Consider the following 10,796-nt stretch of genomic DNA (forward strand, 5'->3'; position numbering starts at 1 on the left):
CGGCTCAGTCGCTGGGACCGAAGTCGAGCGCCGCCTGCCCGAGCCCGTCCTCGACCGCGCCATCAGACAGCTCGAGTCCCGCCGTCGCGGCCACCCCCTCGAGATAGCCGCGCGCCCGCTCGAGGCGGGGGTAGCTCGTGAGCAACGACCAGAACTCGGGACCGTGGCCGGGGGCCACCAGGTGGGCGAGCTCGTGCAGGATGACGTAGTCGAGGACGTACGCCGGCATGCCTTTGACCCGGGTCGAGATGCGGATCGTGCCGTCGGCGGGGGTGCAGGAGCCCCAGCGGGAGTTCTGGTTGGTGACCCAGCGGATGCTCGACGGCTTGGCCAGGCCACCCAGGTGACGCTGGGACAGCTCGGCGGCGCGCGCCTTGAGCTGGGCGTCGCTCGGGCGTCGCTTGCGGTCGCCCTTGGCCAGCCGCTCGACCATCGTCTCGACCCAGTGCTGCTCCTCGGCCTTGGTGAAGCGGGCCGGGATGAGCACGATCGTGCGGTTGCCCTCGCGGTAGGCGCTCACAGTGCGACGGCGCCGCCTGCTGCGCCTGACCTCGATGTCAGTGGTCCCCATGCTCACCACGATAAGCGAGCGGGCCGACATCGCCCGGCACCCCGCTCCGTGCCCCTGCACGAAGCTCTGCTTGCAGACCTTCCTGCCCGGGGTACACGTTGCACCGTGGGCTGGCGGCAGCAACCTCTGCAAGCAGAGGGTGCTGCCGTGCGGGTCGGGCGGAGTCTAGAGGGGCCCTCCTGAGCACGGCAGACACGCCCCCTTGCGCGATTTTGTGCTCAGCATGGTCTAAGTTGGCCGAAGTCCACCGGCGCACCCTGTGCCGTGAACAACAAGGAGACATTTCGATGGCTGACGAGACCTACAAGGGCGAGTTCTACTGCGTGAAGTGCAAGGAGAAGCGCGAGGCCGAGGGCCGCGTCGTGGAGACGAACGGTCGTCGCATGGCCAAGGGCGTCTGCCCCGTGTGTGGCACCAACCTCAACCGCATCCTCGGCAAGGCCTGACCCAGGCCCCCCCATCGAGAGGGGCGGACCCGGCCGACTGGCCGGGTCCGCCCCTCTCGGCGTTTCCGGTCCCGGCCCGGTCCCCGCCTGCAGACCCTGTGGACGACGGGGCCTGGCCCCGGGCCGGCTGTGCCAGATTGGCGCGGGTGACGATACGCCCGCTGCTCAAGTGCCTCTGGCCCGTCCTGCGCCGCGGATCCGGCGAGGTCCAGCTCGGCATCGACCCCACGCACGCCGTGGTCCTGTGCGGGCTGAATGAGGCCCAGATCGTGGCGCTGGAGTCCCTCGACGGCACGCGCGAGCTCCCTGCCGTGCTCGCCGAGAGCCCCGGCCTGGTCTCCTCGTTGCAGCGCCGCGGCCTGCTCGCCGACACCGCCGACACCGGCGACCTGCCGGTCGGGCTCCGGGCGGCCCTGGCTCCCGAGGCGGACGCACTCGTGCGCACGGCCGGTCCCCGACAGGGGTATGACGCGTTGGCACGGCGACGCGACTCACTCGTCCTCGTCTGCGGTCGGGGCGCGCTGCCGATGGCCGCCGCGACCCTGCTGCGTCGCGCGGGCGTGGGGCAGGTCCGGGTCGGACCTGAAACCGCTGACGAGCAGCCCGGTCAGCACAGCGAGCCCGCTGAACCCGCGCTCGTCGTCCTCACCGCAGCCCAGGCGATCGGACCGGGGGCGGCCGAGTCGTGGCGCCGCCGCGGCATACCCGTCCTGCCGGTGGTGATGCACCTCGTGGAGGCGGTCGTGGGGCCGCTCGTCGCTGCGGGCACTCCGTGCCTGCGCTGCCTGGACCTCACCCGAGCAGACCTCGACACCGCGTGGCCCCTGCTCGCGGGCCAGCTCACCCGGCCCGCCGTCGGACGGGGCCCGGAGGTGGGCGGCGAGACCTCGCTGGTCGCGGTGACCGCGGCGCTGGCCACCATGGTGGCGCTCGCCGCCCTCGACGGGCAGCCGGTGCCCAGCGGTCGCTCACTCGAGGTGGCGCTGCCGTGGCCCGGAGTCCGGCAGCGTCAGTGGGTGGTCCATCCGCGCTGTTCGTGCGCCGCGGACGACGTGTCGGACCGCCCTGCCGACGCGGACGATCCCGGGCAGGCGAGAATGGCTGGGTGAGCGAACTCCCCCGCCGGGCCGTGGCCCGCACGGCGCGACTGGCCAGCCTGCCCCTCGGCTTCGCCGGGCGTACCGCCATGGGGTTCGGCAAGCGGGTCGGGGGCAAGCCCGCCGAGGCGGTCGCGGCCGAGCTCCAGGCGCGTACCGCCGAGCAGCTTGTTCAAGGTGCTTGGCGAGCTCAAGGGTGGCGCGATGAAGTTCGGCCAGGCGATGTCGGTCATGGAGGCCGCGCTCCCCGAGGACCTTGCGGCGCCGTACCGCGCCACCTTGACCAAGCTCCAGGAGGCCGCGCCCGCGCTGCCGGCCGCCACGGTCCACCGGGTCCTCGCCGAGGAGCTCGGCCCACGATGGCGCACCGCGAAGTTCCAGTCGTTCGACGACACGCCCGCGGCCGCGGCCTCGATCGGTCAGGTGCACCGGGCCGTCTGGCGAGACGGGCGCGAGGTCGCGGTCAAGATCCAGTACCCCGGCGCCGGCAAGGCGTTGCTGTCCGACCTCAACCAGCTCGCCCGCGTGGCCCGGATCGCCGGCGGCTGGATCCCCGGCATGGACATCAAGCCGATCACCGACGAGCTCAAGTCGCGCATGGCCGAGGAGCTCGACTACACGCTCGAGGCGGCCAACCAGCGCCGGTTCGCCAAGGTGTTCCGCGGCGACGCGCACTTCGCCGTGCCCGACGTGCTCGCCACCAGCGAGCACGTCATCGTCTCGGAGTGGATGGACGGCACCCCGCTGTCCCAGATCGTCACGTCGGGCACGCCCCAGCAACGCGACGCCGCCTCCCGGCGCTACATGGAGTTCCTGCTCGTCGGACCTGCCCGGGCCGGGCTGCTGCACGCCGACCCGCACCCGGGCAACTTCCGTCTGCTCGATGACGGGCGTCTCGGGGTCATCGACTACGGCGCGGTGAACCGCCTGCCGTCAGGGCTGCCGCCGGCCATGGGCTCGCTCGTCGCGGCTGCCCTCTGCGGTGAAGCCGCCGAGCTCGAGCTCGGGCTGCGCACCGAGGGCTTCATCAAGCCGACCATGTCCCTCGACGCCGAGGCCCTGCTCGAGTACCTCCAGCCCTTCATCGAACCCCTCAGCCACGAGACCTTCACGTTCAGTCGGCCCTGGCTGCGCAGCGTCGCCGCTCACATCAACGACGTCCGCCGGCCCGAGTTCCTCGTCGGCATGAAGCTCAACCTCCCGCCGTCATACCTGCTGATCCACCGGGTCTGGCTCGGCGGCATCGGGGTGCTCTGCCAGCTCGGTGGCACCGTGCCCGCTCGGCAGATCGTCGTGGACCACCTGCCCGGTATGCAGCTGCGTCACCTGCCGCCGCCAGTCGCCTGACCAGCCGGGCTGGCTCACCACCAGGCCGAGTCGAGCTTGCCCTCGATGCTGCGCAGGTGTTCGCGGCTGCACCGTTCGCAGGTCCAGACCTCGCGCCCGTTCTCGGTGCCGCGGGTCCAGGTCACCCCTGCCAGGGTCGCGGTCGGCGCGACCGCACCGCACGAGGCACACACCGGGGATGCCTCAGCCTGCGCGTCAGGCATGTCAGGCCTTGGCTCCCGAAGCTGAGCTCGTTGCCGCCGCGGCCTTGGCCTTCGCCTGGGCCTTGGCCGCCTGCTTGAACTCGCGCACCTTCGCGAGGGACTCGGCGTCGACGACGTCCGCCACCGAACGGTAGGAGCCGTCCTCGGCATACGGGCCGATCGCCTCCTGCCACCCCGCGGGTCGCACGCCGAGGCGCTTGCCCACCAGCGCAGCGAAGATGCGCGCCTTCTGGTCACCGAAGCCGGGCAGGTCGCGCAGCCGCGCGAGCAGGTCGGCACTGTCGGTGGCGCCGGTCCACACCCGCTCGGCGTGGCCGTCGTACTGGTCGCGCACCACGGCCGCGAGCTGCTGCACGCGGCCGGCCATCGAGCGGCCGTAGCGGTGGATCGCCGGCGGGGTGGAGCACAGGTCGGCGAACGCCTCGGGCTCGGCCGCCGCGATCGCGTCAGGGGCCAGCGTGCCGAAGCGATCGAGGATCTTCCACGGGCCCCGGAAGGCGTGCTCCATCGGGTACTGCTGGTCGAGCAGCATGCCGACGAGCAGCGCGAACGGGTCGTTGCTCAGCACCTCGTCGGCGGCGTCGTCCTGAGCGATGCGGATCCGGGTCGACATGGTCGCCAGCCTAGCCATGCCGTTGCGGGACATGAAGAACGTGCGGGACATGAAGAACCCGCCGGGACGGCCCCAGAGCGGGGGTCCCGGCGGGTTCGGGCGACGGGGTCACCGGGCCAGCATGCGAGGCAGGGCGTGCAGCATCTCGTGCTGCGCCCGCGCCTCGAGCTGGCGCTGGTACTCCCGTTGGCGGCGCCGGCGATGGGCGCGCGCCAGGTCGGCGTACAAGGCCTGGAACATCGTGGGGCTCCTGAGGGATGAGGTCTGGACATCTGGAGTCGGTGTGGTCATCGCGGTCGTCATGCGGCGACCGGGTTCTTGCGCGGGCGGCCACGCGGGCGCTTGCGCGCCACGATCGCCCCCTGGACGAAGAGCTCCCCGCCCCACACGCCCCACGGCTCGGCACGGTCGATGGCGCCTGCGAGGCAGGCACGGACCGCCGGGCACGTGCGGCACAGCGACTTGGCGAACTCGACGTCGGCCGGGCTCTCGGCGAACCACATCTCGGCGTCGTTGTCTCGACACGGGATGCCGGCGCCTGCGATCTCGGCCTGCTCGAACAGGTCGTGGACTGCGCTCAACTGCATCGGGTGTCACCTCCCTCTCGTCGTCCCGCCACGGTGGTGGCGGTCTGCTGGGTTGCTGTCTGGCCGGTGGGTCCCCGGTGGGGGGCCGGCCCGTTCTCTTCGGTGCTGTCGTGCTCTTCGGTGCTGTCGTGCTGGTTCATCTGTGGTGGTGCTTCTTCCTGCCGTGGTGGTGCGGAAGAAATCTGTCTGGACAAACAGAAAGGCCGCGGATCCCGGATGTCGGGTTCCGCGGCCTTGGAGAGGGCCTGCTGGCTGGTGGCCTAGACAGGTGGCTCTCCGAAGGGGCGGAACGCGAGATCCTTGGTGGTGCCGAAACCGTCGACGTACGTCGGAACCTGGGCATCGGCGATCATCGGGACGAGGGCGCTGGACACAGTGGTCCCGTTGACCCATCCACGGTTGCCTGCGAGGAGGACTCGGCCGGCCTCGGGGCACACGGAACGGACGCGGGACAGGTGCGTCGCGTCAATCGTCATCGTCGTGTTCTCCATCAGGACCAACCCTCCTTCAGCGTCTCGTGGGCCCCAACCGGTCGCGAACGACCGGCGGGCTGGGCGTTCGTCAAGGGTAGGGCAGCAGGTGTAACGGCGGCAACGCATTTATCGAGATTTCGTGTCACGGAACGGTGAACTCCGCGTCAGTCGCTGGATTCCGTTGCGTCAGAAGGGGTTTCGAGCACCTCGTCGAGGGTCGCGCCACCGAGCAGGGACAGTACCTGGCTGCCGTAGAGACCGAGCTTGCGAACGCCCACACCGGAGATCTGCGCGAGCTCGCCGTCGGAGCGGGGTTCGCGCTCGGCGATGGCGGTGAGGGTGGCGTCGGTGAAGACGACGTATGCCGGCACACTCGCCTCGCGGGACACCGCCAGCCGCCAGGCGCGGAGCTTCTCGAAGGTCGCCTCGTCGTAGGCGGGCGGGCAGTCCGCGCAGCGCCCGGTCTTGCGCTGCGCCGCGGTGGTGAGCTCGGCGCCGCACCCGCGACAGTGCGCCGGCAACGCGGGCTTGAGCGGCTTGGCGCCACGCCGGCCACCGGAGGTGTTCTTCGGCGCGGACCGGGCGCCCTCGCCGAGGATGCTCGCCGCCCCGTCGAGGAAGCGCGACGGGCGACGGGTCGCGCGGGCCCCGGGCGTGCGGGCGCCGGACCAGGACAGCCGCAGCTCGCGTCGGGCGCGCGTCACGCCGACATAGGTGAGGCGGCGCTCTTCCTCGATGGCCTCGGGGGTGTCGGCCATGGCGATCGGGAGGTAGCCGTCGGAACAGCCGGCGAGGAACACGACGTCCCACTCCAGACCCTTGGCGGCGTGCAGGGACGCGAGCGTCACGCCCTGCACCGCGGGGGGCGTGCTGTGCGGCGGCACGCTCGTCGAGCTCGCGGACGAAGTCGGGCAGGCGGGCCTGGGCGTTGGCCGCCACCAGGTCGTCGGACAACGCGGCGAGCGCGGCGAGGGACTCCCAGCGCTCGCGCGCCGCACCGCCCGAGGTCGGCGCCTCACGGGTCCAGCCCGCGCCCAGCAGCACGTCGCGGACCAGGTCTGGCAACGCGATGCTGCCGTCGTCGGAGCGGGCAGCCCCCCTCATCAGCAGCACCGCGTCACGGACCTCGCTGCGGGAGAAGAAGCGCTCTCCCCCACGCACGAGGTAAGGGATGTCGCGCTCGGCCAGGGCCGACTCGAACGCCTCGGACTGCCCGTTGGTGCGGAACAGGATGGCCATCTGCGCCGGGGCGACGCCGGCGGCCATCCGCTCGGCGACCTCACCAGCGATGGCCGCCGCCTCGGCGGGGTCGTCGGGGTGGGCGCTCAGGGCGGGGGTCGGCCCGTCGCCCACCTGGGCCTGGAGCTGCACGGCGTGGCCCCGTAGCGCCCCCGACGGCCCCCTGACGATGAGGTTGGCGAGGTTCACGATCGGCGAGGTCGAGCGGTAGTTGCGCACCAGCCGGACGACCCGCGAGGTGGGGTGCCGGGTGGCGAACTCGAGCAGGTGGCGGGGGCTGGCCCCGGTGAAGGAGTAGATCGTCTGCGCGGGGTCGCCCACCACGCACACGTCGTCGCGCTCGCCGACCCACAGGTCGAGCAGTCGCTGCTGGAGGGCGTTGACGTCCTGGTACTCGTCGACGACGAAGTGGCGGTACTGCCCGCGCACGACCCGGGCGATGTCGTCGCGGTCGGCGAGGATGCCCACCGTCAACAGCAGGACGTCCTCGAAGTCGATGACCCCGCGCTGGGTCTTGACCTGCTCGTAGGCCTCGAGCACCCGGGCCATGGCCGTGACGTCGAGCCCCGGTGGCTCTCGGCGCGCGGCCCGGGCTCCCGCGGCATACGTCTCCGGGGTGAGCATGGAGACCTTGGCCCACTCGACCTCGGCGGCGAGGTCCCGGATGGCCGTGCGGTCACGGGCGAAGTCGAGCCGTAGCGACGCCGCGGCCTGGGCGACCGCCGACGCCTTGTGGCTCATGACCTCGGGCGCCGCACCGCCGACCGCCTGCGGCCAGAAGAAGTGCAGCTGGCGCAGGGCCGCCGCGTGGAAGGTGCGGGCCTGCACCCCGGGGACGCCCAGGTCGCGCAACCGGGTGCGCATCTCGCCCGCCGCTCGCGCCGTGAAGGTGACCGCGAGCACGCGCTGGGGCTGGTAGGCGCCGGAGTGCACGCCGTAGGCGATGCGGTGGGTGATCGCGCGGGTCTTGCCGGTGCCGGCCCCTGCCAGCACGCACATCGGCCCCAACGGGTGCGCGGCAACCTCGCGCTGCTCGGGGTCGAGCGCGGCGAGGACGTCGTCGGCGGAGGCGTGCACGGGTATGCCGCGGAGCTGGGTGGCCATCGCGGCGATCCTGTCAGACGGGACCGACGGCGCCCAGCGCGAGGGGGACCCGGCTGCGCCGGAGGCGGACCGGTCACGGCGTGAGGCCGTACACGCGGGTGACATGGACCCGCAGGATCCGGCGGTGGTCCTCGACCATCGCGCGGCGGTAGTCGTCCCAGTCCGGGTGATCCTCACCGCGGATCGTCCGGTACAGCTCGACGAGCTCGTCGACGGTCGCGTCGTCGCGGGCTGCCGCCACCGGTGAGAGCTCCGCGTCGCCCTCGAGCACGGCATACGACCAGCCGTCGGGCGAGGTGACCAGGAGCGAGGCGCGGGGGTCGCGGAGCAGGTTCGCGACCTTCGCGCGCCCGTCGACCACGGACACGCGCACCGTGGCGGTCGCCTGGTCGAGTGCGAAGTTGACCATCGACAGCTGGGGTCGACCGTCCTTCTTGAGCGCGGCCAGGGTGCCGAGGTTGCGGCCCGCGGCCAGGGCGAGGAGGCGGGGGTCGAGCGGAGTCTTCGTGGGCATGGGCCCATCATGGTCACCGAGATCACACCCGCGCAGGGGAAGATCGCCGCCAACCCGGGTGTTGTGAGCAGTGCAACACGCCGTCGACCCGAAGAGAGATCATGCCGAACACCGCGACCAAGGCCCCGGCCCCCGGCTCCGTCACCATGTTCACGACCTCCTGGTGCGGCTACTGCAACCGGCTCAAGGCCCAGATGGGTCGTGAGGGCATCACCTTTACCGAGGTGAACATCGAGGACGAGCCCGAGGCGGTGAAGTTCGTCATGGACGTCAACGGCGGCAACCAGACCGTGCCGACGCTGCTCTTCCCCGACGGCTCCGCCGCGACCAACCCCTCGATCAACGAGGTCAAGAAGCGCCTCGCGTCCTGACGTCGGCTAGGTCTCGTCGAGCCCGTGGCCGAGCCAGCGCTCGATGAGGCGCCGGGCGATCGACAGCCGGGTCGAGGCACCAACGCGGCCTGAGGCCAGCACGGCGCGGTACTCCTCGCGCGTGAACCAGCGCGCCTCGGCGATCTCGGCCTCCTGAAGGCGCAGGTCCGCGCCGCTCGCCCGGGCCGTGAAGCCGACCATCAGCGAGCTGGGGAACGGCCACGGCTGGTCCCCGAGGTACTGCACGTCGCGCACCTCGAGCCCGACCTCCTCGCGCACCTCGCGGGCCACCGCGGCGGCCAGGCTCTCGCCCGGCTCGAGGAACCCGGCGAGCACGGAGAACCGCCCCTCGCCCCAGCCCGCACCCCGCGCCAGCAGGATCCGGTCCTGGTCGTCGACCACCGAGACGATGATCGCCACGTCGGTACGCGGGTAGTGGTCGCTGCCGTCGCGCGTGCACCGCCGCAGCCACCCGGCCTGGGCCGGCTCCGTCGGCGCGCCACACCGCGGGCAGTGGGTGTGCGCGGCGTGCCAGTTCGCGAGGGCGAGAGCGGTGGCGAAGAGCCCGGCGTCGCGGTCGCCGAGGTCGGCGCCCACCTGTCGCAAGGTCCGCAGCTGCGGCTCGTGCGGCTCACGCGCGTCCTGCGGGGGCTCGTCGGCGTCCTCGACGGGTGGTCCCGCCACAGCGAGGTATGCCGTGCCGTCGCCGTCCTGCCCGAGGAAGAGCACGAGCCCGGCACCGTCCTGGGTCGTCGGGGACCGCACAGCCAGCCGGAACCCGTCCTCCCCGGCGACCACCTCGGCACGGTCCCCGTGGAGCTGCACCACTCGGGTGCCCTCGTCGCCGAGCAGCTCGGTCACGAGATCCGGGTCGAGCCGACGCTCGGCCCGCCGGTCGAGCCCCGGACGGGCGAGGGACAGATTCGGCAGAGTTTCCAACAGGCGGCCCACGCCTCCACCCTAGGCGTGGCTGTTCGGCATACGGTGGCGGTGTGGACCGCAGCCCCCTCTTTCTCGCAGCGATCGCGAGCGCCGCCGTGCCGGGACTCGACCCCGCGAGCGTCGAAGCCCTCCCCGGCACCCCCGACCACCAGTACGACGTGGCCTTCGTCCAGGACACCCAGCACCGACGGTGGGTGGTGCGGGTGCCGCGCAGCCAGGCCGCGTCGGCCCAGATGGAGTCGACCTTCGGGCTGTTGGGGCTGCTCTCCCGCCGGCTTCCGTTCCAGGTGCCGACCCCCCGCGGGTTCACCGCCCTCAAGGACGGCGGGCGGGCGGCGGTCTACCCGTACCTGCCCGGCCAGAACATCGACTTCGCGGGGCTGCCCGCAGGCCCGGGGCTGGCCGCAGAGCTGGGCCGGGCCATCGCAGCGTTGCACAACGCCGACCACGCGCTCTTCGACGAGGCGGGCCTGCCGGCCTACGACGCCGACACCTACCGCACCCGTCGGCTCAGTGAGCTCGACCGGGCCGCGGCGACCGGTCACGTGCCCACCGGGTTGCTGAGCCGCTGGGAGAAGGCCCTCGAGGACGTCTCGTGGTGGCGGTTCGCGCCGACCCCGACCCACGGTGACCTCACCGGCGACCAGGTGCTCGTGGTGTTCGACGACGAGGACGACGCCACCACGGGCCGGGTCAGGGGCATCACGGGCTGGGAGGACGCCAAGGTCGCCGATCCCGCCGACGACTTCTTCGCCCTGGCCACCCAGACCTCGCCCGACGCGCTCGAGACGGTGATGGAGGCCTATGCCCACGCACGCAGCGAGCGACCCGACGAGCACCTGCTCGACCGGGCCAAGCTGTCGGCCGAGATGCGCTCGCTCACCGAGCTGCTGACCGCGGTGGCCCGGGGTGAGGACGTGTTCATCGCGCGCCAGGCCATCGCGCTGCGGCGTCTCGACGACCGCGTGCACGCCGAGCAGGAGGCGGCCAGCGACTACACCCGTCCGGTGATGGCCCCGGCGCGCCGCAAGGCGCCGGTGCTCGTGCCGCCCGACGTGGTGGAGGACGACGAGGACGACCACGAGGTCGAGCAGGACGACGTCGAGGTGATGTTTGCCAAGACGTCGGAGCCGGTCGCGGAGCCACCCTCGGACCCGGTCCCGGAACCACCCTCGGAGCCGGCCCCCGAACCGTCCTCGACCCTCAGGGAACCCGAGCCGATCGGGGGCGAGGACCCCGGGCCGGAGTTCGAGCCGGGCTTCTCCCCGAGCGACCGCTCAGGCAGATAG

12 protein-coding genes and 1 pseudogene are annotated in these 10,796 nt (G+C 72.2%); 5 read left to right on the top strand and 8 right to left on the bottom strand.

Annotated elements, in window-relative coordinates:
- Positions 1-4: 4 nt before the first annotated feature.
- Entirely contained in the window at positions 5-571 is a 567-nt protein-coding gene (locus GKE56_RS09595) for a M48 family metallopeptidase (protein WP_230208873.1), read from the bottom strand.
- Between the two features lie 287 nt (positions 572-858).
- On the opposite strand from GKE56_RS09595, the gene GKE56_RS16890 reads away from it, so the two are divergent.
- From GKE56_RS16890 to GKE56_RS09605, 3 genes are all read left to right on the top strand, one after another.
- A complete protein-coding gene (locus tag GKE56_RS16890; protein ID WP_195908071.1) occupies positions 859-1,017 on the top strand; it encodes a DUF5679 domain-containing protein in 159 nt (52 codons plus the stop codon).
- Positions 1,018-1,163: 146 nt separating this feature from the next.
- Entirely contained in the window at positions 1,164-2,126 is a 963-nt protein-coding gene (locus GKE56_RS09600; protein ID WP_154684359.1) for a hypothetical protein, read from the top strand.
- Positions 2,127-2,291: 165 nt separating this feature from the next.
- The gene (locus GKE56_RS09605) at positions 2,292-3,461 is read left to right on the top strand and encodes an ABC1 kinase family protein (RefSeq protein ID WP_370518494.1); all 1,170 of its coding nucleotides are present in this window, start codon (positions 2,292-2,294) and stop codon (positions 3,459-3,461) included.
- Positions 3,462-3,665: 204 nt separating this feature from the next.
- Here the strand turns inward: GKE56_RS09605 and GKE56_RS09615 are convergent, their stop codons facing one another.
- From GKE56_RS09615 to GKE56_RS09635, 6 genes and pseudogenes are all read right to left on the bottom strand, one after another.
- Entirely contained in the window at positions 3,666-4,277 is a 612-nt protein-coding gene (locus GKE56_RS09615; RefSeq protein ID WP_154684361.1) for an HhH-GPD-type base excision DNA repair protein, read from the bottom strand.
- Positions 4,278-4,385: 108 nt separating this feature from the next.
- Positions 4,386-4,517 (bottom strand): hypothetical protein, encoded by a 132-nt coding sequence (locus GKE56_RS17845; protein WP_255424962.1) that lies wholly within the window; start codon positions 4,515-4,517, stop codon positions 4,386-4,388.
- A gap of 59 nt (positions 4,518-4,576) precedes the next feature.
- Complete coding sequence (locus GKE56_RS09620) at positions 4,577-4,864, bottom strand: WhiB family transcriptional regulator (RefSeq protein WP_154684362.1); 288 nt, start codon at positions 4,862-4,864, stop codon at positions 4,577-4,579.
- Positions 4,865-5,124: 260 nt separating this feature from the next.
- Complete coding sequence (locus GKE56_RS09625; protein ID WP_154684363.1) at positions 5,125-5,355, bottom strand: hypothetical protein; 231 nt, start codon at positions 5,353-5,355, stop codon at positions 5,125-5,127.
- Positions 5,356-5,501: 146 nt separating this feature from the next.
- Positions 5,502-7,680 (bottom strand): annotated as a pseudogene (locus GKE56_RS09630) (ATP-dependent DNA helicase UvrD2).
- Between the two features lie 73 nt (positions 7,681-7,753).
- A complete protein-coding gene (locus GKE56_RS09635; RefSeq protein WP_154684364.1) occupies positions 7,754-8,194 on the bottom strand; it encodes a PPOX class F420-dependent oxidoreductase in 441 nt (146 codons plus the stop codon).
- Positions 8,195-8,295: 101 nt separating this feature from the next.
- Between GKE56_RS09635 and GKE56_RS09640 the strand changes: the two genes are divergently transcribed.
- Entirely contained in the window at positions 8,296-8,565 is a 270-nt protein-coding gene (locus GKE56_RS09640; protein WP_154684365.1) for a mycoredoxin, read from the top strand.
- A gap of 6 nt (positions 8,566-8,571) precedes the next feature.
- Here the strand turns inward: GKE56_RS09640 and nudC are convergent, their stop codons facing one another.
- The gene (gene nudC, locus GKE56_RS09645; RefSeq protein ID WP_154684366.1) at positions 8,572-9,516 is read right to left on the bottom strand and encodes an NAD(+) diphosphatase; all 945 of its coding nucleotides are present in this window, start codon (positions 9,514-9,516) and stop codon (positions 8,572-8,574) included.
- A gap of 41 nt (positions 9,517-9,557) precedes the next feature.
- On the opposite strand from nudC, the gene GKE56_RS09650 reads away from it, so the two are divergent.
- Entirely contained in the window at positions 9,558-10,796 is a 1,239-nt protein-coding gene (locus GKE56_RS09650) for a macrolide 2'-phosphotransferase (protein WP_230208874.1), read from the top strand.

It is taken from the genome of Nostocoides sp. HKS02 (assembly GCF_009707485.1).
In the GTDB taxonomy this organism is placed as follows: domain Bacteria; phylum Actinomycetota; class Actinomycetes; order Actinomycetales; family Dermatophilaceae; genus Pedococcus.

Bases quoted from the DNA above. Each gene is read 5' to 3' on its own strand.
- GKE56_RS09635 (WP_154684364.1), bottom strand. From the start codon at position 8,194: ATGCCCACGAAGACTCCGCTCGACCCCCGCCTCCTCGCCCTGGCCGCG.
- GKE56_RS17845 (WP_255424962.1), bottom strand. From the start codon at position 4,517: ATGTTCCAGGCCTTGTACGCCGACCTGGCGCGCGCCCATCGCCGGCGC.
- GKE56_RS16890 (WP_195908071.1), top strand. From the start codon at position 859: ATGGCTGACGAGACCTACAAGGGCGAGTTCTACTGCGTGAAGTGCAAG.
- GKE56_RS09620 (WP_154684362.1), bottom strand. From the start codon at position 4,864: ATGCAGTTGAGCGCAGTCCACGACCTGTTCGAGCAGGCCGAGATCGCA.
- GKE56_RS09625 (WP_154684363.1), bottom strand. From the start codon at position 5,355: ATGGAGAACACGACGATGACGATTGACGCGACGCACCTGTCCCGCGTC.
- GKE56_RS09640 (WP_154684365.1), top strand. From the start codon at position 8,296: ATGCCGAACACCGCGACCAAGGCCCCGGCCCCCGGCTCCGTCACCATG.
- GKE56_RS09595 (WP_230208873.1), bottom strand. From the start codon at position 571: ATGGGGACCACTGACATCGAGGTCAGGCGCAGCAGGCGGCGCCGTCGC.
- GKE56_RS09615 (WP_154684361.1), bottom strand. From the start codon at position 4,277: ATGTCGACCCGGATCCGCATCGCTCAGGACGACGCCGCCGACGAGGTG.